General features: G+C 67.4%; 25 protein-coding genes and 1 tRNA gene. 6 read left to right on the top strand and 20 right to left on the bottom strand.

Annotated elements, in window-relative coordinates:
* Positions 1–112: 112 nt before the first annotated feature.
* The 15 genes from cobA to ACX40Y_RS05195 all read right to left on the bottom strand — a co-directional run bounded on the left by cobA (position 113) and on the right by ACX40Y_RS05195 (position 15,558).
* Positions 113–1,027: a uroporphyrinogen-III C-methyltransferase gene (gene cobA, locus ACX40Y_RS05265; protein WP_459118501.1), complete on the bottom strand. Its 915-nt coding sequence runs from the start codon at positions 1,025–1,027 to the stop codon at positions 113–115.
* Positions 1,020–3,596 carry a molybdopterin-dependent oxidoreductase gene (locus ACX40Y_RS05260; protein ID WP_459118500.1) on the bottom strand — a complete coding sequence of 859 codons (2,577 nt, stop codon included), beginning with the start codon at positions 3,594–3,596 and terminating at the stop codon, positions 1,020–1,022. Before ACX40Y_RS05260 ends, cobA begins: the two co-directional genes overlap by 8 nt.
* Before the next feature lie 152 nt (positions 3,597–3,748).
* On the bottom strand, positions 3,749–4,075 hold the full coding sequence (nirD, locus tag ACX40Y_RS05255) for a nitrite reductase small subunit NirD (RefSeq protein WP_459118499.1): 327 nt from the start codon (positions 4,073–4,075) through the stop codon (positions 3,749–3,751).
* A gap of 5 nt (positions 4,076–4,080) precedes the next feature.
* Complete coding sequence (gene nirB, locus ACX40Y_RS05250) at positions 4,081–6,582, bottom strand: nitrite reductase large subunit NirB (protein WP_459118498.1); 2,502 nt, start codon at positions 6,580–6,582, stop codon at positions 4,081–4,083.
* 218 nt (positions 6,583–6,800) lie between these two features.
* The gene (locus ACX40Y_RS05245) at positions 6,801–8,009 is read right to left on the bottom strand and encodes a hypothetical protein (RefSeq protein WP_459118497.1); all 1,209 of its coding nucleotides are present in this window, start codon (positions 8,007–8,009) and stop codon (positions 6,801–6,803) included.
* A gap of 65 nt (positions 8,010–8,074) precedes the next feature.
* Positions 8,075–9,322: a nitrate/nitrite transporter gene (locus tag ACX40Y_RS05240; RefSeq protein WP_459118496.1), complete on the bottom strand. Its 1,248-nt coding sequence runs from the start codon at positions 9,320–9,322 to the stop codon at positions 8,075–8,077.
* Positions 9,323–9,602: 280 nt separating this feature from the next.
* Positions 9,603–10,397, bottom strand: coding sequence for a class I SAM-dependent methyltransferase (locus ACX40Y_RS05235; RefSeq protein WP_459118495.1), 795 nt, complete (start codon positions 10,395–10,397; stop codon positions 9,603–9,605).
* 154 nt (positions 10,398–10,551) lie between these two features.
* Positions 10,552–11,766, bottom strand: a complete 1,215-nt coding sequence (locus ACX40Y_RS05230) for a CmpA/NrtA family ABC transporter substrate-binding protein (protein WP_459118494.1) — start codon at positions 11,764–11,766, stop codon at positions 10,552–10,554.
* Positions 11,763–12,347 (bottom strand): ANTAR domain-containing response regulator, encoded by a 585-nt coding sequence (locus ACX40Y_RS05225; RefSeq protein WP_019368570.1) that lies wholly within the window; start codon positions 12,345–12,347, stop codon positions 11,763–11,765. The genes ACX40Y_RS05230 and ACX40Y_RS05225 overlap by 4 nt, the downstream gene beginning before the upstream one ends.
* 377 nt (positions 12,348–12,724) lie before the next feature.
* A tRNA-Arg gene (locus ACX40Y_RS05220) sits at positions 12,725–12,801 on the bottom strand.
* Between the two features lie 51 nt (positions 12,802–12,852).
* The gene (locus ACX40Y_RS05215; RefSeq protein WP_459118493.1) at positions 12,853–13,230 is read right to left on the bottom strand and encodes a DUF6491 family protein; all 378 of its coding nucleotides are present in this window, start codon (positions 13,228–13,230) and stop codon (positions 12,853–12,855) included.
* A gap of 4 nt (positions 13,231–13,234) precedes the next feature.
* Entirely contained in the window at positions 13,235–13,897 is a 663-nt protein-coding gene (gene nth, locus ACX40Y_RS05210) for an endonuclease III (RefSeq protein WP_459118492.1), read from the bottom strand.
* On the bottom strand, positions 13,894–14,619 hold the full coding sequence (gene dapB / locus ACX40Y_RS05205) for a 4-hydroxy-tetrahydrodipicolinate reductase (RefSeq protein ID WP_459118491.1): 726 nt from the start codon (positions 14,617–14,619) through the stop codon (positions 13,894–13,896). The genes nth and dapB overlap by 4 nt, the downstream gene beginning before the upstream one ends.
* Positions 14,620–14,660: 41 nt before the next feature.
* Positions 14,661–15,011, bottom strand: coding sequence for a hypothetical protein (locus tag ACX40Y_RS05200; RefSeq protein WP_459118490.1), 351 nt, complete (start codon positions 15,009–15,011; stop codon positions 14,661–14,663).
* 31 nt (positions 15,012–15,042) lie between these two features.
* Positions 15,043–15,558: a DUF6265 family protein gene (locus tag ACX40Y_RS05195; RefSeq protein ID WP_459118489.1), complete on the bottom strand. Its 516-nt coding sequence runs from the start codon at positions 15,556–15,558 to the stop codon at positions 15,043–15,045.
* A gap of 115 nt (positions 15,559–15,673) precedes the next feature.
* Between ACX40Y_RS05195 and ACX40Y_RS05190 the strand changes: the two genes are divergently transcribed.
* Positions 15,674–16,375 (top strand): NAD-dependent deacylase, encoded by a 702-nt coding sequence (locus ACX40Y_RS05190; protein ID WP_459118488.1) that lies wholly within the window; start codon positions 15,674–15,676, stop codon positions 16,373–16,375.
* 7 nt (positions 16,376–16,382) lie between these two features.
* Here the strand turns inward: ACX40Y_RS05190 and era are convergent, their stop codons facing one another.
* From era to lepB, 3 genes are read right to left on the bottom strand one after another with little or no spacing between them, the layout of a single operon-like run.
* Positions 16,383–17,288, bottom strand: a complete 906-nt coding sequence (gene era / locus ACX40Y_RS05185; RefSeq protein WP_459118487.1) for a GTPase Era — start codon at positions 17,286–17,288, stop codon at positions 16,383–16,385.
* Positions 17,289–17,341: 53 nt separating this feature from the next.
* The gene (gene rnc / locus ACX40Y_RS05180; RefSeq protein ID WP_459118867.1) at positions 17,342–18,013 is read right to left on the bottom strand and encodes a ribonuclease III; all 672 of its coding nucleotides are present in this window, start codon (positions 18,011–18,013) and stop codon (positions 17,342–17,344) included.
* A complete protein-coding gene (gene lepB / locus ACX40Y_RS05175) occupies positions 18,010–18,900 on the bottom strand; it encodes a signal peptidase I (RefSeq protein WP_459118486.1) in 891 nt (296 codons plus the stop codon). The genes rnc and lepB overlap by 4 nt, the downstream gene beginning before the upstream one ends.
* Positions 18,901–18,999: 99 nt before the next feature.
* On the opposite strand from lepB, the gene pgi reads away from it, so the two are divergent.
* From pgi to gorA, 5 genes are all read left to right on the top strand, one after another.
* A complete protein-coding gene (gene pgi / locus ACX40Y_RS05170; RefSeq protein ID WP_459118485.1) occupies positions 19,000–20,496 on the top strand; it encodes a glucose-6-phosphate isomerase in 1,497 nt (498 codons plus the stop codon).
* A complete protein-coding gene (locus tag ACX40Y_RS05165; protein ID WP_459118484.1) occupies positions 20,493–20,798 on the top strand; it encodes an alkylphosphonate utilization protein in 306 nt (101 codons plus the stop codon). The genes pgi and ACX40Y_RS05165 overlap by 4 nt, the downstream gene beginning before the upstream one ends.
* A gap of 94 nt (positions 20,799–20,892) precedes the next feature.
* A complete protein-coding gene (locus ACX40Y_RS05160) occupies positions 20,893–21,099 on the top strand; it encodes a type II toxin-antitoxin system VapB family antitoxin (protein ID WP_459118483.1) in 207 nt (68 codons plus the stop codon).
* A 10-nt stretch (positions 21,100–21,109) separates the two neighbouring features.
* On the top strand, positions 21,110–21,520 hold the full coding sequence (vapC, locus tag ACX40Y_RS05155; RefSeq protein ID WP_459118482.1) for a type II toxin-antitoxin system VapC family toxin: 411 nt from the start codon (positions 21,110–21,112) through the stop codon (positions 21,518–21,520).
* Entirely contained in the window at positions 21,520–22,866 is a 1,347-nt protein-coding gene (gene gorA, locus ACX40Y_RS05150; protein ID WP_459118481.1) for a glutathione-disulfide reductase, read from the top strand. The genes vapC and gorA overlap by 1 nt, the downstream gene beginning before the upstream one ends.
* On the opposite strand, the gene ACX40Y_RS05145 is transcribed toward gorA, so the two are convergent.
* Complete coding sequence (locus tag ACX40Y_RS05145) at positions 22,859–24,037, bottom strand: hypothetical protein (RefSeq protein WP_459118480.1); 1,179 nt, start codon at positions 24,035–24,037, stop codon at positions 22,859–22,861. The genes gorA and ACX40Y_RS05145 overlap by 8 nt on opposite strands.
* Positions 24,038–24,106: 69 nt before the next feature.
* The gene (locus ACX40Y_RS05140; protein ID WP_459118479.1) at positions 24,107–25,381 is read right to left on the bottom strand and encodes a dicarboxylate/amino acid:cation symporter; all 1,275 of its coding nucleotides are present in this window, start codon (positions 25,379–25,381) and stop codon (positions 24,107–24,109) included.
* Between the last annotated feature and the right edge of the window lies 1 nt (position 25,382).

Here is a 25,382-nt window from a genome sequence, read left to right as displayed (position 1 = left end):
AAAGGCACGCCCCTCCCACGCGACTGGCAGCACATGATCGACAGCACCACGGTCCGCGGCCATGTTCGGCAGCGGGCACTAAAGGAGGACTCACAAGGAAGCTTTTGGTCGATCACGCGACGGTTTTACGTGCAAAGTGCACGCCCGCTGTGACAATTAGGGATGCCCTCTCGGCTTCATCCTGACCGATCGCGAAGCGTCGGATTACGGCGCTGTCGAGGACCTCATGGCGCTGCCCGTCAACAAGCCCATTGCAAGGGGAGCTCAACCCGGACCGACCATTTGCATCCTTCCCCCCCACCCCAAGTGCTTCACCCACCAGAATGAGGGTCGGCTGATCGCTGGAGAAGGCCGATACTGCGATATGGAGCAGATCGAGCCGAGTGTGCAGCAGCCGCTCGCTGGGCAGGCTCACATCACATGCGAGCAGCACCGGCGTGGCGCCAGAAAGCCCCGCAGCTGTGAGATTGCGGCTGATCTCTGCAGCCGCGCTGCGGCCCATGTAGAAGACGGTAGTGCAATGCGGGTCCGCCAGCGCTGCCCAGTCCAGATCGAGGGGCGCATCGCCACGCTTGTGCGCAGTGGCGAACTGCACGCGCCGCGCCAGCCCGCGCAGCGAGAGCGACAAACCGGCCGAGGCTGCCGCCGCGCTGGCGGCGGTGATGCCGGGACAGATTCGCACCTGCACGCCTGCCTGATCGAGCGCCGAACACTCCTCCATCGATCGGCCGAAGATCGAGGGATCGCCGCCCTTCAGACGCACCACGCGCTCGCCTGCCAATGCAGCGACGACCAGCAGATCGTTGATCGACCCCTGATCCTTGGAATGCCGGCCCGCACGCTTGCCTACCGGGATCTGCCGCACCGTTGCGGGAATCAGCGCCAGAACGCCCTCACCGACCAGGGCATCGAAGAACACGATCGTCGCTGTGCGCAGCAACCGCTCGGCCTTGCGGGTAAGCAGGTCCGGATCGCCGGGGCCGGCGCCGACCAGCCAGACCATGCCGGCGGGAAATTCCTCAGCCATGTGCGGCCTCCCTGGATATATCGGAAAGAATGCGGGCGAGTGCCGGGCGGCACGATCCGCAATTGGTGCCGGCCTGCAGCGCCGCCCCGATCGCCGCGACATCGGCAAGCTGCTGGTCGCGGATCGCGGCGGTGATCGTGTGGAGACCGACATCGAAACAGGCGCAGACCACGCGCCCGCGATCCGCCTGCGCCCCCGGCGCGCGGCCGGCGAGCACCTGCAACCCCTGTGGCCGCGCAAGCTGGCTGATCAGCCAGTCGCGGCTCGGCAGTTCACCGCTGCGGGTTATGAACAGGACTGCCGCCAGCCGTCCATCGTGCAGGACCGCAACCCGGCGGCTGCCGCGCGCGGGGTCGCTCGCCTCGATCCGCTCGCCCGCCGGCAGCGCACGGTCGAGCGCGGCGGGATCGCCGATACCGGCAACTTCATACAGTGCGCCGCCGGTCACGGTGACTCGCGTGGCCCACAGGGAATCCGGCGCTGGCCCGGCGCCACGGACGATCAGGAAGCCGCGCCAGTCGACCGCGACTGCTTCAACCCGCGCCGGCGACAGCTTGAAGCCCGGTTGCCCCGAATGCGGGTCGACCAGATCGCGGGGGAGCAGGCCGGTGCGCCCGCCGCTCGACTGGCGATCGGTCCAGTGGATCGGGGTGAACAGCTCGCCCCGGCGCTGGCCCGGATGGTGCGCGACCCGGAACAGGCTTTCGCCCTGCGGCGTCAACACCCGCGCCAGGCCGCCATCGGCCAGCCCCAGTGCGGTGGCGTCGTCCGGGTGGATTTCGACCAGCGGCTCCTCGCGATGCCGCGCGAGCCTGGGCGACAGGCCGGTGCGGGTCATCGTATGCCACTGGTCCCGGTATCGGCCGGTGTTGAGCGTCATCGGCCAGTCGCGCAGCGGCGCCTCCAGCGGCCGCTGGGCTACCGGCACCAGCCGGGCACGCCCGCCGGGCGTGGGATAGCGGCCATTGGCGAAGGGGGTCGCGCACCACTGGAACGGCGCCATCGCGTCATAGGCATGATTGCCGATCGCCGCCTGCGCACGCAGGTCGAGCATCCGGACGCCGCCGTTGCGATAGGCGGTCAGCCGGGCATGTTCGCGCCAGATCTCGGCCGGATGATCATAGGTGAAGGCGGTGCGGAACCCCATTCGCCGCGCCACCTGGCTCACGATCCACCAATCGGCCCTGGCCTCACCGGGCAAGGGCAGGAAGGCGCGCTGGCGGCTGATCGTGCGTTCGGAATTGGTGACGGTGCCGTCCTTCTCCCCCCAGGCGGCGGCGGGCAGGCGGACATGGGCGTGGCGGCTGGTGTCGGTCTCGGCGATCACGTCCGAGACGACGACGAACGGACAGGCGGCCAGCGCCGCGCGCGCGCGCCCCGCATCGGGCATCGACACGGCAGGGTTGGTCGCCATGATCCACAGCGCCTTGATCCGCCCCTCGCCCACCGCGCGGAACAGGTCCACGGCCTTGAGCCCCGGCCGTGTCGCCATCCGGGGTGCGGCCCAGAAGCGGCCGACGTCCGCGACATCCTCTGCCGCAAAGCCGCGATGCGCCGCCAGCGTCGAGGCGAGCCCGCCCACCTCGCGCCCGCCCATCGCATTGGGCTGGCCGGTGATCGAGAAGGGCGCGGCGCCGGGCGTGCCGATCCGGCCGGTGGCGAGGTGGAGGTTGAGGATCGCATTCACCTGATCGGTGCCGCGGATCGACTGGTTGATGCCCTGGCTGAACAGCGTGACGGTGCGCGGATGCCCGGCGAACAGCTGGTAGAAGCGCTGCAGGTCGGCGGGCGCGATGTCGCAGGTCTGGGCGGTGGACCAGAGATCGTGGCCCTGCCCCAATGCCTCCCAAAAGCCGTCCGGCACGTCGATGCCGGCAGCTTCCGCCAGTCCCTCGGCGCGGCAATAGGCCAGCAGCCCGTTGAACAGTGCCACGTCGCTGCCGGGGCGCAGCGGCAGATGCAGGTCCGCTTCCTCCGCCGTCTCGGTACGGCGCGGGTCGATCACGACCAGCTTGGTGCCGCGCTCGGCGCGCGCTGACATGATCCGCTGATAGACGACCGGATGGCACCACGCCGTGTTCGACCCCACCAGCACGATCAGATCGGCCATGTCGAGATCGGCATAGCTGCCGGCGACCACATCCTCGCCGAACGCACGCATATGGCCGGCAACCGCGCTCGACATGCAGAGCCGCGAATTGGTGTCGATATTCGCCGAGCCGATGAATCCCTTCATCAGCTTGTTGGCGACGTAATAATCCTCCGTCAGCAATTGCCCCGAGACATAGAAGGCCACGCTGTCCGGTCCGTGGTCGGCGATCGTCTGCCGGAAACGTCGAGCGACCAGGTCGAGCGCCTTGTCCCAGCTCGCACGGCGCTTGCCGATCATCGGGTGGAGCAGGCGCCCCTCCAGCCCGATCGTCTCGCCCAGGTGCGTGCCCTTGGAACAGAGCCGGCCATGGTTGGCGGGATGTTCGGGATCGCCCTCGATGCGAACCACGCGCTCGCCGGTAACGGTGGCGCGGATGCCGCAGCCGACGCCGCAATAGGCGCAGGTGGTGCGGACCATCTACCGATCCTCCCCGGCACGGGGAGGGGGACCAGCCGCAGGCTGGTGGAGGGGGGGCTCCACGAGGGACATCGCTGGCGGAGAAGCCCCTCCACCACCGCCTTCGGCGGCGGTCCCCCTCCCCGTCCCGGGGAGGATCTGCCGCTCGCCCCTCACGCCGCCGCCTTCACCGGGAGGGCGAGCAGGATCCGCTCGCCCTCCACCCGCACCGGCACCACCGGCGTGCAGCCGGCATCCTCTCCCAGGGCGGTGCCGCTCGCGAGGGAAATGCGCATGTTGTGCAAGGGGCAGGCCACCGCATGGCCGTGCACGATCCCGGCGCTCAGCGGCCCGCCCTTGTGCGGGCAGCGGTCGATCAGCGCGAAGACCTGGTCGTCATGGGTGCGGAACACCGCCACCGGCTCGCCGGCAAGCGTCAGCGTGCGGCTGCCCCGCTGCGGCAGGTCGGCAAGCGTGCCGATATCGATCCAGTCGGTCATGGCGTTCACTCCGCAGCGGCGAGCAGGGGCTGGTGCAGGCCGGCATCGGCGCCCGCGACGCGATCGGCCCAGGGATCGTCCTGGCTGAAGGATTGCGAATGCCAGAATCGGGCGGCCAGCGCGTCGCGCCCGGCCTCGTCCTCGACGACGCGGGCCTTCACATAGGCGAGCCCGACGCGCTCGATCCACGGCGCGGTCCGCTCCAGATAGCGCGCTTCCTCCCGGTAGAGCTGCACGAAGGCGGCGGCATAGTGCATCGCCTCCTCCTCGGTCGCCACCTTCACCAACAGGTCGGTCGCGCGGACATGGATGCCGCCATTCCCGCCGACATGCAGCTCGTAGCCCGAGTCGACGCACACCACGCCGAAGTCCTTGATCGTCGCCTCCGCGCAGTTCCGCGGGCAGCCCGAGACCGCCATCTTGAACTTGTGCGGCATCCAGCTGCCCCAGAAGCCCCGCTCCAGCTTGATGCCGAGCCCGGTCGAATCCTGCGTGCCGAAGCGGCACCATTCGGAGCCGACGCAGGTCTTCACCGTCCGCAGCGCCTTGGCATATGCATGGCCCGAGACCATCCCCGCCGCGTTGAGATCGGCCCAGACGGCAGGCAGATCCTCCTTGCGGATGCCGAAGATATCCAGCCGCTGGCCGCCGGTGACCTTCACCATCGGCGCGTTGTACTTCTCCACCACATCCGCGATCGCGCGGAGCTCCTGCGGCGTGGTCACTCCGCCCCACATGCGCGGCACCACCGAATAGGTGCCGTCCTTCTGGATGTTGGCGTGGAGCCGCTCGTTGACGAAGCGGCTCTGCTGGTCGTCGACATATTCGCCCGGCAGCGCGCAGAGCAGATAATAGTTGAGCGCCGGGCGGCACGAGGAACAGCCGTCGGGCGTCGACCAGTGCAGCGTCTGCATCACCTCGGGGATCGCGCGCATGCCCTGCTCGACGATCGCGCGACGCACCTCGTCATGGCCGTAGCTGGTGCATTTGCACATCGTCTTGGGGCCGGCCTGGACGCCGTCCTCCCCCAGCGTCAGCGCGAGCAACTGCTCGACGATGCCGGTGCACGAGCCGCAGCTGGCCGAGGCCTTGCAGCCGGCCCGCACCGCATCGAGGCTGCACGCACCCCCGGCGATCGTGGCCAGGACCTGCCCCTTGGAGACGCCGTTGCAGCCGCAGATCTCGGCATCGTCCGAGAGCGCCGCAACGGCCGCCTTAGGGTCCGCCAGCCCCCCTCCCGAGGCGAAGGCCTGGCCATAGATCAGCACGTCGCGGATCGGGGCGACGCTCTCGCCCTTCTTCAGCAGGTCGAAATACCAGCCGCCATCGCTGGTATCGCCGAACAGCACCGCGCCGATGATGCGATCGTCCTTCAGCACCACCCGCTTGTAGATGCCCCGCGCCGCATCGCGCAGCACGATATCCTCGCACCCCTCGCCGCCGGAAAAGTCGCCGGCCGAGAACACGTCGAGCCCGGCGACCTTGAGCTTGGTCGAGGTGACGGAGCCGCGATAGGGGTTGGCGCGCGCGACCAGCCCGTCGGCCAGGCTGCGGCACATGTCCCACAAGGGCGCGACCAGGCCGTAGCATTGCCCGTCATGTTCGACGCACTCGCCGACCGCGAGCACGTTCGCGTCGCTGGTCACCATATGGTCGTCGACCTGGATGCCGCGCCCCACCGCCAGCCCGGCCTCGCGGGCCAGCTTCACCGATGGGCGGATGCCCACTGCCATCACCACCAGCTTCGCCGGGATGACGCGGCCGTCCTTCAGCTGCACGCCCTCGACATGGGTGTCGCCCAGGATCGCTGCGGTATCGGCGCCGGTCAGGATCGTCTGGCCGCGCGCCTCCAGCGCCGATTTGAGCAGCCAGCCGGCTGCCTCGTCGAGCTGGCGTTCCATCAGTGTCGGCATCAGGTGGAGGACCGTCACCTTCATGCCGCGCAGCGTGAGGCCGTGCGCCGCCTCCAGCCCCAGCAGCCCGCCGCCGATCACCACCGCGTCGCCGCCGTCGCTGGCCGCGGCCAGCATCGCATCTACATCGGCCATGTCGCGGAAGCTGATAACGCCGGGCAAATCGTGCCCCGGCACCGGGATGATGAACGGGTCCGAGCCGGTCGCGATCAGCAGCTTGTCATAGCCGGTGACGCGCCCCGACTTCGCCGTGACGGTGCGGGCGGCGCGGTCGATCGCCACCACCGGATCGCCGGCGACCAGCTCGATGCCATGCTGCGCATACCAGCCGTGATCGTTGATCACGATGTCCTGGAAGGTCTTTTCACCCGCCAGCACCGGCGACAGCATGATGCGGTTATAGTTCACATGCGGCTCGGCACCGAAAATGGTGACGCGGAACCGCGTGCCGTCGCGGGCGAGCAATTCCTCCACCGCGCGGCACCCGGCCATGCCGTTGCCGATCACGACCAGATGTTCGCGCGCCTCGGCCGGTGCCGCCGCCTCGGCGGGGCGATCGTCGGCCAGGGTAATGCCGGGGTCGAGAAACTCCATCCGCTTCGCTCCAAAACGAAAAAAGCCGCCATCCAGCGCCCGGTCCAAAGAACCGAGCGCTGGATGGCGGCTTTGCCATCAACAGGACCATGTCTCGCCCATCGGCGGGCCGGCATGGCTATGTGGGGAAGGACAGCCTCGTCCTTCGCATTGCAACATAAACCGATTCGGGCGGGGGCTCAAGCGTTTACATCGATGATCCCCGCCCGAACCCGGCGTCAGTAGCTCCAGTCCAGCTGCAGCCACATCTTGGTCGTGTCCGTGGCGAAGCGATCGGCCTCGTAGCGCGCGAAGCGCGCGGAAATGGCCGTCTTCTTCACCTTCACCGTCGCGAGCAGGTTGACGACATCGCCATAATGCTGGTCCAGCCGATCGCTCTGGAAGCGGTGGTACAGCGCCTGGAACGAGATCAGGTCGATCTTGCCGATCTTCTTCCAGCTATGGCTGCCGCCGACATAAATGTCGTGCAGACCGTTCGGCGGATTGGTGGTGAACTTGTCCGCCCAGCCCTGGAACTTGAACACGCTGCCGAGCGGTGTCTGGAAGCTCGTCAGCGCGGTCCCGTTGCCGGCGCCAAGCACTTCATAGCCAGCGTTGAGCGTCCAGTTGCCGAGATCGAGCGCACCATCGGCGAGCCAGTAATCGGCCTGATAGTCGTTCGGATTGCGGTGATAGTCGGACTGGCTGGCATAGCTGAACTGATAATGGAGCTTCACCTGCGGCCCGAGCGGCCGACTGCCCGCGAGGCGGACGCCGTAATTCTGGTTCGACAGGCGATAGCCCTGCACCGCCGCTTCGTCCTGATCGACCAGATAGGCGAAGCCGGTCAGCGTGCCGACCGGGGTGGCGGCCGAGACATTGGCGAAGACATTGTCGCCGGAAACGCCGCGCTGGCGGAATCCCCGCCCGTCGCTGCCCCAGATGGTACGGACGTTCCACGCATAGGTGACATCGACCTTGACGCCCTTCAGCGGCACGAGTTCCGTCCGCACGGCGTCATAGGTCTGGCCGTTGTTGCGGAAGCCCGCGCCGCCGACAAAGCGTTCGTCGTCGAGCGCGATGCGCTGGCGCCCGGCGGTGACGGTCAGCGGCTGGGCGCGATAGCGGATCTGCGCGCGATAGATGGCGGCATTCTCCGGGTCGCCGATCACCGGGCGATCGGCGGCGCCGCGAAGGCCGTCATAGTAATTGTCCACGAGCGCGAGATTGCCCTGCGCCTCGCCCAGCACCGACCATGGGCCGCGCGTCGCCTCCACCCCGGCGCGCAGGCGGATCGTCACGGCGTCCGACGCGGCGGCCATGCCATCCTGATCGACATGCTCATAGCGCGTACGCGCTTCGACCAGCGGTTTGACGTCGATGTCCTGCGCCAGCGCCGGCCCGGTGGCGAGCAGCAAGGCCGCAGTCGTGGCAGTCGAAAAACGCATCATGCCCCCTTCAATGACAAGGCGGCGGCGCTACCGCCCCGGTGCGCCGCCCTTCCAGTTACAAATTATATCCGGGCGCCGGTGCTCCAGGTGGATCGCCACTTGATTTTTACGATGGTGATGCCGGCGAGCGCCGCCACGCAGAGCCCCGCAAAGACCAGAAAACCGGGCGCGAAACTGCCCGACAGCTGCTTGGCGATGCCCAGCGACGAGGCGAGGTAGAAGCCGCCGACGCCGCCGGCCATGCCGACCAGCCCGGTCATCACGCCGATCTCCGCCTGGAAGCGCTGGGGCACCAGCTGGAACACCGATCCGTTGCCGGTGCCGAGTGCCAGCATCGCCCCCACGAAACAGCCGAGCGCCACCGGCAGCGTCGGCGCGATGCTCACCCCGGCCAGCGCGGCGGCGGCGACCAGGAACACGCCGGTCAGCGCCTTCACGCCCCCGATCCTGTCGGCCAGCGCGCCGCCCAGCGGCCGAACCAGCGAACCGGCGAAGACGCAGGCCGCGGTGCAATAGCCCGCAACGATGGTGCTCAGTCCGAACTGGTCGGTGAAATAGATCGGCAGCGACGCCGCGAGACCGACAAAGCCGCCGAACGTCACCGAATAGAAGCCCATCAGCCACCAGGCGTCGGCGGACTTGAGCGGGTGGAGATATTCGAGCCAGCTCTTGGGCGCCGGGGCGTTCGGTGCATCCTTCGCCATCGCCATGTACAGCACGAACACGATCGCGAGTGGGATGCAGGCCAGCCCCAGCACCGCGTTCCACCCGAACAGCTTGGCGAGCGCCGGCGCGAACAGCGCGGCGAGAACCGTTCCCGAATTGCCCATCCCGGCCAGGCCCATCGCCTTGCCCTGGTGCTCGGCCGGATACCAGCGGCTGGCGAGCGGCAGCGCGATCGCGAAGCTCGCCCCCGCAAAGCCCAGGATCACGCCCAGTGCCAGCGTGCCGCCAAAGCTGTTCACGCCCAGCAGCCAGGCGGAAAGCAGGCCGCCGATCACGATCAGCTGGCTGATCGCACCCGAGCGCTTCGGGCCGATGCGATCGACCAGCAACCCATTGACGACGCGCAGGAACGCACCGGCGAGCGTGGGCGTCGCCACCATCAGCCCCTTTTGCGCGGCGGTGAGGTGCAGCGTCTTGGCGATGTCGGGCGCCAGCGGCCCGAGCAGCACCCACACCATGAAGGCGAGATCGAAATAGAGGAACGCGGCGACCAGCGTCGGCCAATGCCCGCTGCGCCAGAAACTGCCGTCTTTTGTCGTGCTGCCAGGTTCTTGCACGCGTTGATCCAGAAATGCCGTTGCCATGATGACTTCCCCAATGCCGATCTGAAAAGGACATGAAAAAAGCCGCTCGCCGGACGTTCGCACGGTTGCGAAATCCGGTCAGCGGCTTTGCTGCGTTCAGAGGGGGAGGCTTGCCCCGGCCTTGGGGTGCCCTCCCGATGGGCGCGCTTCGATGCGCGACTCGGGGATCATCGCGCGGATTGCGTTTTGCTGCAAGCGCGAAGTTTAGCGACGAGCATTCTGTGCGAAGCTTCGCGTTAATGAGAAGTCAGCCCGCCCGACGGGAGGGCGGGCTTGTCTCTCATCTGCTCGCGACGATGGTGTAAATTTGCCGGGTGCGGTCGCCATATTTAAACTTGTTCCAGACGATTCGTTGATTGCCGAAGCCAAGAATGGCGAGATACTCCCGGACCAGCAGCGGCGGCATCCTGTACCAACCGTCGTTGATGCCGTTCGGCTTCAGGCCCCTTGGCATGAAACGAGGATTCCGTCGGAACAAGCTTGCGAGCTTACCGTACGGGGAGAGTTCCGAGACAATGATCGTCTCCTTAGTTAGTGCTGCGACATTCGTCAGGGCGAGAAAGGGGTCGCGCAGGTGGAGTAAGATGCTTCCCAGCACCGATACATCCACCGGGCCAATTGATGTTGGAATATCGTAGACGACGCCATTGACCATTTGTGCGTCGGAATTGTAGGCTTGGTGGCAATACCAATAGGCATTGTTGATTTTCTGAATATGCCGCCGACGCGCTCTTCGCGTCTCATCTGCATCATTTTCTGCGAACGGGACAATATCCCAGTCGAACGCGTCCGAAAGATCGAACGAGACAACTTGCGCGCCCTGCTTTTCGATATGAAACGTCAGAATTCCGGAAGCGGCGCCAACGTCTAGAACGCGCTTGTTCGCGAAATCAAAATGCCCGAGATAGCGATCCACCAGGCCACGAAGGTCCCATTCCCCTTCAACAGTTTCATGCCCAGGAATGTCCATGGTATGATAGAAGTAACAATCGTCGATCGACTTTACCGTACGCGGATGAGCATAAGGAGAAGATAATTTTTGGTCGACTTGGATGGTATAAACGTTTTCTTTCATTGACATACTCAATACTCGCGAAGATCCTGTACCTCAGACAAGTGACACGGCAGGATCTTTCCACAAGATTATGGCCTTGACAACTGAATATAGGCGAAAATAATTGCGTGGGTCGGGTCGATCAGCATTTAGTTTGTTACACGAAACAATCCGCTTAATGCACTCTCCGCGCAGACCCCGCAAGATACTCCTCCAGTCGCTCGGGATCGAAAACCCGTCCGTCGAAGAAGCGGTCGGGCCCGAGCGTCAGGGCGCCATGGTGGGATCCCACCCCGGTGGAGACGCCGACGGCGCCTTCCAGCTTCATGCTGGCACCGGGCATCGGCTCGCCGCTGGCGGCCAGTGCGCGGCGGTACACGTCCGGGCGGAACACCGCGCCGGCGGCTGCCTGGGCCTCCGTGCTGGGTTCCGCTTGTTTCCAGCGGACGAGCTGTGAATAGATCCACAGCGCCTGGCTGCGCCAGGGGAAGGCGGTCGCCTCGCGGTGGAACAGCAGGAAATCGGGCTGCAGGATCGCCGGGGCGCTGGCCCGGGGGATCACGATGCCGGCCAGCGATGCCTCGATCAGCTCGGCGGGCTCGCCGACATAGGCGTCGCGCGCCAGCAAGGCCGCCAGTTCGCCGCGGTTCGCCGGGTCGTCGCACCAGCGCGCCGCCTGTGCCAGTGCAAGCAGCAGCCGGTCGACGGTGTCGGCATGCGCCTCCATCCAGTCGGTGCGCAGCGCCAGTACTTTCTCGACGCCGCGCTGCCAGATGCGCGCGCCGATCGCCACCGCTTCGGCCAGGCCCTGCGCGATCGCCGCAGCCGGCCAGGGGTCGCCGGCGATAAACCCGTCGATCTCGCCCAGCCGCATCGCCTCCACGGTCAGCGAGGGCGGCAGCACCCGGAGCACCACGTCGCGGTCGGGATCGATGCCCACGCTGCCCAGCCAATAGCGCAGCATCAGCGCGTGGCCCGAAAAGCGGTGCACGATGCCGATGATCGGCTTGCGGCGGAACAGCCCGATCGCGGTGGCAAAGTCGTGGCCCGTGCCCAGCGGATCGGCCAGCCGGGCGTGAAGGTCGGGCTCCAGCGCCGCCGCGAACTCGCCGGACATCACCAGCATGTTGCCGTTGCTGTTGAGCTTGAATGGCGCCGAAAGGGCTGCCGGCTGCTGGCTAAGACCCAGGGTCACCGCGACGGCGAGCGGCGCGAGCATCTGCGCGGCTTGTACCTGGCCATAGACCAGCCGGTCGCGCAGCGTCGCCCAGCTGGTGGTGCGAACCAGCTCCAGGTCAATGCTTTGCGCCTCGGCGAACCCCTTTTCGCGCGCGGCGACCAGCACGGCGCTGTCGGTCAGCGGCAGGAAGGCGGCGCGTATCGTGATCATGCGCCGCCTCCGCCCAACAGGCTGCTTGCGGTGATCAGCGCCTCGGCCACGTCGACCAGCCGCCGTCCCTGGTTCATCGCCGTCGAGCGCAGCAGCGCATAGGCATCGGGTTCGTTCAATCCGCGCTGCGCCATCAATATCGCCTTGGCCTTGTCGATCGTCTTGCGGTTGGCGAGCGCGGTGCGCGCCTCGTCCAGCTCGCTCTGCATCCGCGAGAAGGCGGTGAACCGCCGCACCGCCAGTTCGAGGATCGGCTTCACGCGGTCCTTGCGCAGCCCGTCGACGACATAGGCGGAGACGCCCGCATCGATCGCCGCGCCGATCATCGAATCGTCCGACTGGTCGACGAACATCGCGATCGGCTTGGCGAGCGCGCGGCTGACGAGCAGCATCTCCTCGAGCGTGTCCCGGCTGGGGCTGCCCAGGTCCATCAGGACGACATCGGGCGCCATCCGCTCGATCCGCGCGACAAAGGCGCCGCGCGGCGGCACGAAATGGATGTCGTCATAGCCAGCCTCGCGCAGCCCCTCTTCGAGGACCGATGCCCGCGCCCCGCTGTCATCGACAATGACGATCCGCAACCCCGCCGCCTTTCGCAGTTGCGGGAGGAATTGGCAGCAAAGCGCGGGTTCGTCAAACGGCCGGCGGTCAAAGCTGGTGTGCCAGAGGTGCCCCCCTCGGCTCAAGCCGAAGCCGACGCTATTTCCGGTGCGAGACGGATGAACGCCCTTTTGCATTCGGCGTCGACGATATCTTGCTCCGGCGCGACGGCGAACCTCGATGGAGTTCCCCGCAAGCCCTCGGATTGTTTTGAAATAAGATTACCGAGAAAACAAGCGATCGGCTGCCCGGCGGACCTCTAGCGACCAACGAAAACATGACCGGAGAACGGATATTCAAAACCACAAAATCTCTTTGCCATTCAAGGCTTAAGAGACGTTTCGACTGCGATGAAAAATGGCGCACCCGACAGGATTCGAACCTGTGGCCTCTGCCTTCGGAGGGCAGCGCTCTATCCAGCTGAGCTACGGGTGCCTGGAACGCAGGCGCCTAGCAAAGCATTTGCCGCTGCGCCAGCCCGTTTCGTCACTTTGCGAGCGTCACCGGCTGAAACTCGCCAAGGCCACAGGTGACGCCGCGCGAAAGGTCCGGCGGGATCAGCACGGTGATCAGGTCTACCGAGCAGATCTGGTTGAGCGTGGTCTGATAGGCGAACCGCTTTTCGAAGCCGAGCTGCGGGCAGGCATTGGGCAGCGTGTTGCGATACACCTGCCCGCCGCTCGTCACGAAATCGATCGTCCGGTCGTCGCGCACCTTGGTATCGCGTATGCGCGACAGCGACAGACAGCTGACCGGCTTGCCCGCCGGGGTGGCGGCCGGCACGGCCCCCTGCTGCTTCTGCGGCCCGGCGGCGGCGGGGGCGGCGAGGAGCGGCAGGGCCGCGGCGACAAGCATGGTGCGCATGATCCTATCCTCCTGCCGGCTTTCGCGCCGCCGGCGCGGGCGTCTTGGGCTTGAACGCACAAAGATCGGCGACGATGCATCGCCAGCATTCGGGCGTCCGCGCCTTGCAGGTATAGCGGCCGTGCAGGATCAGCCAATGGTGCGCGTGCAGGCGGAACGGCTGCGGCACCGCCTTGTCGAGCTTCAGCTCCACCGCCAGCGGCGTCTTGCCGCGCGCCAGGCCGGTGCGGTTGCCGACGCGGAAGATATGCGTGTCGACCGCGAAGGTCTCGGCGCCGAACGCCACGTTCATCACCACATTGGCGGTCTTGCGGCCCACACCGGGCAGCGCCTCCAGCGCGTCGCGATCGGCGGGCACCGCGCCCCCATGATCGCGGATCAGCGCTTCCGAGAGCGCGATGACGTTCTTCGCCTTGGTGTTGAACAGGCCAATCGTCTTGATGTGCGCTTTCAGGCCCGCCTCGCCCAGCGCCACCATCTTTTCGGGCGTGTCGACCTGGGCGAACAGCGCGCGCGTCGCCTTGTTGACGCCGGCATCGGTCGCCTGGGCCGAAAGCACCACCGCGACGAGCAGCGTATAGTCGTTGACCGATTCGAGCTCGGTCTCCGGGTGCGGGTTGTCCGCCGCCAGCCGCGCGAAGAAATCGACGACCTGCGCCTTGTTCACACCCCCAGCACCGCTTCCATCGTGTAGCGGCCGGCATCGCGCCCGGCGAGCCACAGCGCCGCGCGCACCGCGCCCCGGGCAAAGATCGCGCGATCGTCGGCGCGGTGGGTCAGCTCGATCCGCTCGCCCTCGCCCGCCAGCAGCACGGTGTGATCGCCGTAAATGCCGCCGCCGCGCACGCTGGCAAAGCCGATCGTGCCGTCGGTGCGCGCACCGGTCAGCCCGGCCCGGCCGATCACCGCCGCTTCGGCCAGCGTCGTGGCGCGCCCCGCCGCCGCCGCCTCGCCCAGCATCAGCGCGGTACCCGACGGCGCGTCGACCTTGTGGCGGTGATGCGCCTCGATAATCTCGATGTCCCACTCGGCCAGCCGCTGCGCCGCATCGCGCACCAGCTTGGCGAGCAGCGCCACCCCCAGCGAGGTATTGCCGGTCTGCAGCACGGCGATCTCGCCCGCGGCCTTGTCGATCAGCGCATGATGCTGCGCGCCGAGCCCGGTGGTGCCGATCACGATCGGCGTGCGCGCGGCGACGGCGGCGGCGAGATGCGATTCGAGCGCCGCGGGGGCGGAGAAATCAACGAGCACATCGGCCTTGCGCGCCAGATCGGCGGGATCGTCGCGCACGTCCGCGCCCCCTGCCACACGCGCGCCGAGTTCGGGTGCGACGGCGGCGATCGCCTGCCCCATACGCCCCATGCTGCCATAGATGCCGATGCTGGTCATGCCGCGCCCTGTGGCACAAAGGCGGCGGCTTGCGAAGCGGCCTATTGGTCGTCTTGCGCGGGCTTTTTCTTGGGCCCACCCAAGGGAATGCGCAGCGTCAACATCGCCGCGGGCACCGAATAGAAGCCGGTATCGTGCTGCTGCGCCTCCGCCCGCGCCTCGCCGACGCCGGGCACGCGCACCGCCGCCTGCGGGAGCCCCCCGCGCCGCCGCAGCGGCGGCAATGCGCCCAGCCGGTCGCTTTCGGCGCGGCGACAGACGACGATATCGTCTCCGCCCGTCGCACCGCAATCGCGCACGGCCTGGCTGCCGGTGCCGTCATCATCGGCGATCGGCCCGCGGAAATGATCCTGCGGCAAGGCCAGCGCAAACATCAATGCGGCGATCGACAACGGCCTTCCCCCTTCGCGTCCATATGGTCTCTCACCGCCCGGCCCGCCGGTATCGCACCACATGGCGGGTCCGCCCCCCATCCTGGTCGGTCAGCTGGAACACGACGGTCATCGCATCCGGCCCGTCGCGAGCGAAGGTGATTCCATCGAAATAAAGCGTGTCGGCATCATGGCGCAGCAGTGGCCGGTCGACATAATCGGCGCGGTCCTGCCGCGCCACCAGGCTCGGATCGAAATGGCGGTTGCGATAGGTGAGCCCCCCGTCCGTTTCGAGGAACGACGAGAATTCGTAGAAATCGAGCCGGCCGTCCTTCGATAAGCGCACCAGCCCCGGCATCTGCCCGCCCAACGGCGCCATGATGCGATGCTCCACCGCCTCGCCGAACACCTCGCCCTGCCACAGCCCCTCGGTCCAGCCGGCATCGGCGATCGTCGCGCGGGCGGGCGTCGCCACCTCGGCGGCGGTGAGCACCGCCGGCGGGGCGGCCGTCTGCGGAAGCGGCATCGCCAGCCCGATCAGTGCCGGTACGAACAGCGCGTGAATCATCGCCGATCCCCCCATTACCCCGCCCGACTATCCCGTTTGCGGCGTGGCGAGGCAAGCGTCGCGGTTGCGATCGCCGGGCGCGCGGCTATCCCGGGTCACCAGAAGAGGTGAATCGATGCCCCAGCCTGCCAATCTCGTCATTCTCACCGGCGCCGGCGTATCGGCCGAAAGCGGCGTCGCCACCTTTCGCGGCCCCGGCGGGCTATGGGAAGGGCACCGGGTGGAGGATGTCTGCACGCCCGAGGCGCTGGCCGCCCATCCGGCGCTGGTCCACCGCTTCTACGATCTGCGCCGCGCCGCGCTCGCCACGGTCCAGCCCAATGCCGCGCACCGCGCGCTCGCCCGGCTCGATGCCGAATGGCCGGGCGAGCTGCTGATCGTCACCCAGAATGTCGATGATCTGCACGAGCGGGCGGGCGCCACCCGGCTGCTCCACATGCATGGCGAGCTGCTGTCGGCGCTGTGCCCCGCCTGCGGCATCCGCGAGCGCTGGACCGATGCGCTGCCGCCCGCCACCGAATGCCCCAATTGCGGCACGCCCGCGCTCCGCCCCGACATCGTGTTTTTCGGCGAAATGCCTTACCAGATGGATCGGATCGAGGCGGCGCTGACGACCGCCGATCTGTTCGTCTCGATCGGCACCTCGGGCGCAGTCTATCCCGCCGCCGGCTTCGTCCAGACCGCGCGCCATTACGGCGCCGCGACGCTGGAGATGAACCTCGATCCCTCCGCCGGCAGCCACTGGTTCGACGAAAGCCGGATGGGGCCGGCCGGCACGCTGGTGCCCGAATGGGTCGATCAGCTGCTCGCCGGCTGACCCGCGATCAATCGACCCAGTCGAGCCCGATCTCGCGATAGAGGCTGCGATCCTCTTCCCATTTCGGGTTGACCTTGACGTGCAGGTACAGGTGCACCGGCACGCCCATGATCCGCGACAGTTCGGCGCGGGCGCGCGCGCCGATTTCCTTGATGCGAGCGCCCCCCTTCCCCAGCACGATCGCGCGCTGGGTGTCGCGCGCGACCAGGATCTGCTGGTGGATCTCCACCGATCCGTCCGCCCGCTCGCTGTACTTCTCGGTCTCGATCGCGCTGGCGTAGGGCAACTCGGCATGAAGCTGGAGATAGAGCTGCTCACGCGTCACCTCGGCCGCGATCATCCGCTCGGTCGCGTCGGATACCTGGTCCTCGGGAAAGTGCCACGGCCCCTCGGGCATCGCCGCCGCCAGCGCCGCCTTCAGCTCGGGCACGCCGTCGCCGGTCTGCGCCGAGACGAAATAGGTCTCGTCGAACGCCAGCGCCTCGTTGAGCTTGGCCGCATGGCCCAGCAGCCGGGGCTTGTCGGCGATGTCGACCTTGTTGAGGATCAGGATCTTGCGCTCCGGCCGGCCACGCAGGCTGTCGAGGATCGCCATCACCTTCGGCCCGATCCCGCCCTTGCCATCGACCACCAGCGCGATCAGGTCGGCGCCATCGGCCCCTTCCCAGGCGGCGGCCACCATCGCGCGGTCCAGCCGGCGCTCGGGCGTGAATATGCCGGGCGTGTCGACCAGCATCAGCTGGGCATCGCCCTCGATCGCGATGCCCATCAGCCGGGCGCGCGTCGTCTGCGCCTTGGGGCTGACGATCGCGACCTTCTGGCCGACCAGTGCATTGACCAGCGTCGACTTGCCGGCATTGGGCGCACCGACGATCGCGACGACACCGCAGGATTGGGAATTGGTTTCGGTCATGGGGTCCAGTTGTAGAGTGGATCGGGCGCAGGCGCGAGAGCAGGGCTCGCGCTTCAGCCGCCCAGCTTCGCGAGCAGCGCGGCGGCGGCGGCGGTTTCGGCTTCCTGCTTGCTGGTCCCCTCACCATCCGCCTCGGCCAGCTTGCCGATCGAGACGCGGACGATGAAGCGCGGCGCATGGTTCGGGCCGGAGCGATCGACCACCGCATAGTCGGGCGGCCGCCGGTTGTGCGCGGCGGCCCATTCCTGCAGCGCCGATTTGGGATGTTTCGGCGCCTTGGCGTGCGCGCTGATCCGCTCGCCCCACAGCCGCCGGATCAGCGCCCGCGCGGCATCGAGCCCGGCCTCGCGGTAAAAGGCACCGATCAGCGCCTCCATCACGTCGCCCAGCACATTGTCGCTGTCCGCCGCGCCGTCGTCGCGCGCCTGCTTGCCGAGCCGCAGGTGCGGCACCACGCCCAGTTCGCGCGCCACATCGGCGCAGACCGGCCCCGTCACCAGCGCGTTCAGCCGGCGCGACAGCGCGCCTTCGGGCTCGTCGGGAAAGCGCTCGAACAGCCATTCGGCCATCACCAGCCCGAGCACCCGGTCACCCAGAAATTCGAGCCGCTGGTAATTGCCCGCGGCCTGGCTGCCATGCGTCAGCGCGCGCTCGAACGCGGCGAGATCCTTTGCGGGCCGGCCAAAGGTCTGCGCGATCCAGCCGCCCAGATCGGGTCTGCTCAGAATCCTTCTCCGATCCGGCTCCACCGCGCCGCGCTGAACCAGGTCCAGGGCAGGAACCAATTGGCGCTGCCGTCGGTCGACCAGAAATTGACCACCGCCTTGCCCTCGATATTCTCGATCGGCACAAAGCCGATGCCGCGGCCATAGGGCGGCTGCTGGAAGCGGCTGTCGGTCGAATTGTCGCGATTGTCGCCCATCAGGAACACATGGCCCGCGGGCACGGTGAACACCTCGGTATTGTCCTGGTCGAGCATCGCCAGATCGAGCACGTTATAGCTCTTGCCGTTGGGCAGCGTCTCGCGGAACTGCGGCATGCTGCACACCGATTTGCCCGCCTTGTCGGTGACGACGAAAGACTGGTCGCAGCCGCGCCCCTGCGTCGCCGCGCTGGCGATCGGATAGTTGGGCGAAATCGGCACCACGAAATTGGCGATGCGTTGCTTGGGCACGGGCTTGCCGTTCAGGATCACCTGGCCGTTCACCATTTCCACCCGGTCGCCCGGCAGGCCGATGACGCGCTTGATCCAGTCCTCGCCATTGTGGTTCGGCGCTTTGAACACCACCACGTCGCCGCGCGCCGGCGTGCCCGGGAAAATGCGGCCGGGAATCAGCGGCAGGCTCCACGGCAGCGAATGCCGCGAATAGCCATAGTTCCATTTGGTGATGAACAGATAGTCGCCGATCAGCAGGCGCGGCAGCATCGATTCGCTGGGGATGCTGAACGGCGAGAAGATGAAGCTGCGCACCACGAACACGATCAGCGCGAGCTTGAGCAGGAATTCGGCCAGATCGCGCCATTCCGATTTGGGCTTGCCGGGCTTGGCGGCCGGCTTTTTGGCGCTGTCGGAGGCGATCGCTGCGGATTCGGCGGAGGAAGGCGTTTCCATGTCGCTGCTCTGCTTGGGCCGGGCGGTGAGGTCAAGCCGATGAATGAGGCTGGCCCAGGCGGGATTGGGACGATAGGGGCTCGCACAAAGGAGATGAACATGGCCTTGCCCGACTTCACACCGATCCAGGCGCTCGAAACGCCCGCGCTCACCCGCCTGTTCGCCGACGACGCCGATCGGCTCGCCGCGCTCAGCCTCGATGTCGCCGGCATCCATTTCGACTGGTCGAAGACGCACCTGACCGGCGGCGCGATCGATGCCTTCGCGACGCTGGCCGGGCAGATGGACTTTGCGGCCAAGCGCGACGCGCTGTTCGCGGGCGAAATCGTCAACGTCACCGAGGGCCGCGCCGCCGAACACACCGCCGAACGCGGCGAAGGTGCGCCGGACAGCGTCGCGCGGGCACGCCATTATCAAGAACGGATGCGCGCGCTGATCGACGCGATCGAGGCCGATGCACTCGGCCCGGTGCGCCACATCCTGCACATCGGCATCGGCGGATCGGCGCTCGGCCCCGATCTGCTCGTCGACGCGCTCGGCCGCGACATGGATCGCTACGACGTCGCGATCGTCTCCAACGTCGATGGCGTCGCGCTCGAAGACGCGCTCGACCGCTTCGATCCGCAGGCGACCCTCATCGCGATCGCCAGCAAGACCTTCACCACCACCGAGACGATGCTCAACGCCGAAAGCGCGCTCGCCTGGATGGCGGAAGCCGGCGTCGCCGATCCCTATGGCCGCGTCATCGCGCTCACCGCCTCGCCCGAACGCGCGATCGAATGGGGCGTCGACGAAACCCGCGTGCTGCCGTTCTACGAAAGCGTCGGCGGCCGTTATTCGCTCTGGTCGTCGATCGGCTTCCCCGCCGCGCTCGCGCTCGGCTGGAGCGCGTTCGAGGAACTGCTTGAGGGCGCGGCCGAAATGGACCGCCATTTCCGCCTGACCGAACTCAGCCGCAACGCCCCCGCGCTCGCGGCGTTCGCCGATCTTTACTACACCCAGGCGCGCGGCTGCGAGACGCGCGCGACCTTCGCCTATGACGAACGGCTGAAACTGCTGCCCAGCTATCTCCAGCAGCTCGAGATGGAATCGAACGGCAAGCGCGTCACCGCTGCGGGCGAAGTCGTTTCGTGGCCGACTGCCGCGATCACCTGGGGCGGCGTCGGCACCGATGCCCAGCACGCGGTGTTCCAGCTTCTGCATCAGGGCACGCGCCTCGTGCCGGTCGAGTTCGTCGGCGTGATCGAGGCGGGCGACGCGCTGGCCGAGGGGCATCACCGCCAGCTGCTGCTCAACATGTTCGCGCAAGGCGCGGCGCTGATGGCGGGCAAGGGCCATGACGATCCGGCGCGCGCCTATCCGGGCGACCGGCCCTCGTCGACGCTGCTGCTCGATGCACTCGATCCGCGCACGCTGGGCGCGCTGATCGCCTTTTACGAGCACCGCACCTTCGTGAACGCGGTGCTGCTCGGCATCAATCCGTTCGACCAGTTCGGCGTCGAGCTGGGCAAGGAAATGGCCAAGGCGGCCGACAAGGGCGGGCTCGATTTCGATCCCTCCACCAACGATCTGATTCAAAGGGCATTTGGCGCATGAGCGGCGAAGACGAATATGTGTATGACGAGGCGAGCGGGGAGTGGATCCCCGCCGCCGAAGCCGCGGCCAAGGCAGCGGCGGCGGACACGGTGGAAGTGCGCGACTCAGTCGGCAACCTGCTCCAGGACGGCGATCAGGTGACGCTCATCAAGGATCTGACCGTGAAGGGCGCGGGCCAGACGCTCAAGCGCGGCACCCTCATCAAGTCGATCCGCCTGACCGGCGACGCGCAGGAGATCGACTGCAAGTTCGACGGCATCAAGGGCCTCGTCCTGCGCGCCGAGTTCGTCCGCAAGCGGTGAACGCCGCCCCCCTCCCGCGCGCGGGAGGGCACGCGCTTGTGGCGACGCCTACCACCGCCTATGTGTATGTTCGGCGGGAAGGATGTGTATCCCCATGCGGACCAATATCGAAATCGACCCCGAACTGGTGGCGCAGGTGATGCGCGTTACCGGCGCGCGCACCAAGCGCGAGGCGGTGGACCGGGCGCTGCGCGAGACGCTGCGCCTCCGCCAGCAGGAAGCCTTGCTGCAACTCTGGGGGCGTGGCTGGGATGGCGATCTGGACGCGATGCGGACCAGCAAGCACCTCACCGCCGAATGACGCTGGCACGATGATCCTCGTCGACAGCAGCGTCTGGATCGACTTTCTGAATGCCCGCGAGACACCGGAGACACGCTGGCTCAAACAGGCATTGCCGCGTTTTTCGCTCTGCACCGCCGACCTCGTTCTGGCGGAGGTGCTGCAGGGGACGCGCAGCGACCGCGACTTCGATCTGGCGCGCGACCTGCTGACGATGCTGGACATTGTGACGCTGGGCGGCACGGAACTGGCGATCGCTGCGGCAGCCAATTATCGGCGTTTGCGGGTGCAGGGCATCACCATCCGCAAGACGATCGACGCGTTGATCGCCACCTATTGCATCCGGGAAAATCGCCCGCTGCTCTTTTCCGATCGCGACTTCCAGCCCTTTGTCGACCATCTCGGGCTGATTGCGGCGATTCATCATCCAGGAGTGAACTGATGTCCGACTATGACTTCGATCTGTTCGTGATCGGCGCAGGCTCGGGCGGCACGCGCGCCTCGCGCATGTCGGCGGCCTATGGCGCGAAGGTCGCGGTGGCGGAGGAGTATCGCGTCGGTGGCACCTGCGTGATCCGCGGCTGCGTGCCCAAGAAGCTGCTGATCTTCGGCGCGCATTTCGCCGAGGATCTGAAGGATGCCCGCCGCTTCGGCTGGGACGTGCCCGATTGCCATTTCGATTGGCCGACGCTGCGCGACAATGTGCTCGCCGACGTCGATCGGCTCAACGGCCTCTACACGCAGGGGCTGGAGAATAACGGCGTCGAGATCATCCTCGAACGCGCCACCGTCACCGGCCCGCACGAGGTGACGCTGGCGAGCGGCCGGGTCGTCACCGCGAAATACATTCTGATCGCAACCGGCGCGCACCCGCATGTGCCGAACTTCCCCGGCTGCGAGCATGGCATCACCTCGAACGAGGTCTTCCATCTGGAGACGCTGCCCCGCCGCGTGCTGATCGCCGGCGGTGGCTATATCGCCAATGAATTCGCCGGCATCTTCAACGAGTTCGGATCGAAGGTCACGCTCATCAACCGCACCGACGTGATCCTGCGCGGCTATGACATGCAGGTGCGCGACCGGCTGCTCCAGATCTCGATGACCAAGGGCATCGATTTCCGCTTCTTCGCCGAGTTCGAGAAGATCGAGAAGCAGGCGGACGGCACCCTGCTTGTATCGATGACCAACCATGATCCGGCCGAAGTCGATTGCGTGCTGTTCGCCACCGGCCGCGTGCCCAACAGCAAGGGGCTGGGGCTGGAAACCGTGGGCGTCGAGCTCGACGCCAAGGGCGCGGTCAAGGTCGATGCCGACAACCGCAGCACGGTCGAAAGCATCTTCGCGGTGGGCGACGTCACCAATCGCGTCCAGCTCACCCCCGTCGCGATCCGCGAGGGCCAGGCATTCGCTGACACGATGTTCGGCGGCAAGCCGCGCCAGGTCGATTATGCCAATATCCCCAATGCGGTGTTCAGCCACCCGCCGATCGCGTCGGTCGGCATGACCGAGAGCGAGGCGCGCAACAAGCTCGGCTCGGTCAAGGTCTATACCTCGGACTTCCGCGCGATGAAGAACGTGCTCGCCGGCCGCCACGAACGCGCGCTCTACAAGATGGTGTGCGACGGCGTCACCGGCCGCGTCGTCGGGCTCCACATGATCGGCCCCGATGCGCCCGAAATCCTTCAGGCGGCGGCGGTCGCGGTCAAGGCAGGGCTGACCAAGGAGGCGTTCGACGACACCGTCGCGCTCCACCCGACGATGGCTGAGGAACTGGTGCTCCTCAAATAGGCACTGCCTCGGCTGCGGCAAAGCCGAGCGCGCGCGGCCAGCGCGCCGGGTCGTGCGGCCGGTCGATCCGCGCGATCAGCTCGTCGAACGAGGTCGTCACCGGCACGAACGCGTTGTTGGCATAGTGATAGCCATACCAGACGAGCGCGTCGTCGAGCGACGGCGCATCGGCCCGCCCCTCGCGCAGCGCCACCGCGAACGCCGCCGGATCGGTATAGGCGCGCACCCACGGCGCGGTGGCGTGGGTGGACAGCCGCAGGATCGGCTTTTCGAGCAGCGCCGCGATCGAGATCGACTTGGATTCGGCCACCGCCAGTCCGTCGCTATGGCGGATCAGCGTTTCGGTCAGCGCGCCGCGATATTGTTCCTCGCGCACCGTCGCGATCCGCACGCGCCGGGGGTCCATCGCCGCGATCCGCTCGAGCCCGGGCACGCGGTTGCGCTCGCGAATGTCGATCGGGTGCAGCGAGACGACCAGAAGGAAATCCTCGCCCAGCCCCTCGGCCACGCGCGCCACCGCCTCGTCGGGCGGGGCCTGTTCGCCGTGCAGCCGGCCGAAGAAATTGTCCGATCCCTGATATTGCAGCGGCATCGCCACCAGCCGCCGGTCGTCGGGCAGGCCCAGCGCGGCGAGATCGGTGGCGCGGTCGGAGGTCAGCCGCTTCGCATGCGCGAACCATTCGCCGCCGGTCGCCTCGCGCAGCCACTCGCGCTGCCCGGGCGTGAGCGGCGGCACCTCGCCGAAATCGAAAAAGTCCGGCCAGTCGATCCGCAGCCGTCCGCCGATCGGCAGCGGCGCGAACAAGGTCGGCGAATATTCCCCCTCCATCAGATACGCCACCCGCCCGGGAAAGCGCGCCGGCGTCTCGACATCGGCGGAACGGCAGATCGTATAGGCCGGGTTCAGCTCGCGCACGAAGGCGACCAGCGCCTCGGGATCGTCGGGGCGGGTGCGATAGCTCGGATGGTCGGGATCGTTCAGGATGTGCCAGCGCACCTCGGTCAGGTCGGCGCAGCGTTGCAGTTCGGGCGCGCCGATGCCGGTGCCGTGCCACATCACCGGCACGATGACATGCACCTCATGCTCGCGCGCCGCCGCGCGGATCAGGTGATTGACCGCGTCGTTGAACCAGTTCGGGGTAATGACGGGCAGATAGAACAACACGCGCATAGGGTCTGGCATTCCCTGACGATACCGAACGCTCTCGTGACACGGCGCCCCCGCCGCCAGCAAGTCCCGTCAGTCGGCGTTCGTCGCCTCGATCAGCTCGTCGCCGCTGTCGTGCGGCACCGCGCCGGCCTTTCGCGAGAGCCACATCGTCGTCGCCAGGTCCCAGGTGACGTTGCCCACCGTGCGCATGATATCGGGCAGCGTCTCCACCGCGACGAGCAGGCCCAGCGGCGCGATCGGCGCGCCGATCGTCGCGGCGACGGGCGAGATCGCGCTGACATAGCTCACCGTCCCCGGCAGGCTCACCGATCCGAGCGAGGTCAGCGTCGCCACCACCGTGCCCAGCGCCAGCGTCGCCGGCGTCAGCGGCACGCCGAACCATTGCGCGACATAGATCGCGACCGCGAAGTTCATCGCCGGCCCGGTCGCGCGGAAGATCGCCACCGCCAGCGGCAGCGTCACGCCCGATACCGCCACCGGCACGCCCACCGCGCCCGCGCCCTCCACCATCACCGGCAGCGTCGCCAATGAAGACTGGGTGCTGATCGCCACCGCCTGGCTGGGCAGCGCCGCGCGGAAATAGCGGATCAGCCCCACGCGTCCGGCGATCACCGCGGTCGGATAGGCGAACAGCGTCACCACCAGCCCCACCGACGCCACCACCAGGATATAATGGAGCAGCGCGCCGAACGCCCCGGTCCCCGCCTTGGCGCCCACCACCAGCGCCAGCGCGAACACGCCGATCGGGCCGACCCACAGCACCCAGTCGATCACCACCAGCATCACGTCGCGCAGCGCGACGAAGAAATGGGTGAGCAGCGCGCGCGATTCCGCCGCCACCCGCGTCACCGCAAAGGCAAAGATCAGCGCGAAAATGATGAGGGACAGGAACGCATTCTCCACCGCCGCCTTGACGATGTTCGACGGCACGATCGCCGCCAGGAACTCGCCGATCGGCGGCACCGGCCCCACCTTCTCCGCCCCCGCCAGCGCCGCGCGCAGGCTCGCCGCCGATTCCTGCGGCAGCGGCGCAAGCTGGAGGAACAAGGGCGTCAGCAGCGCCGCGGCGGCGGCGGACAGGAACAGCAGCACGACGTACATCGCGATCGCGCGGCCCGCCAGCCGCCCGGCCTGCGCCGCCTCGGCCGTCGCGGTAACGCCGGTGATCAGCAGCGCGACGACCAACGGCACGATCGTCATCTGAAGCGCGTTGAGCCAGGCCTGCCCCACCGGCTGCGCCCATGCCGCCACCGTCAGCCCGGTCGCCGGCGAATAGGCCGCCATCAGCGCGCCGATCGCCAGGCCGGCCAGAAGCGAAAGAAGAATGCGGGTTGGTTGCGACATG

Source organism: Sphingomonas sp. RS6 (assembly GCF_054489705.1).
The sequence above is the reverse complement of the archived record's forward strand: the minus strand, read 5'-3'. Positions and strand labels throughout refer to the sequence as shown.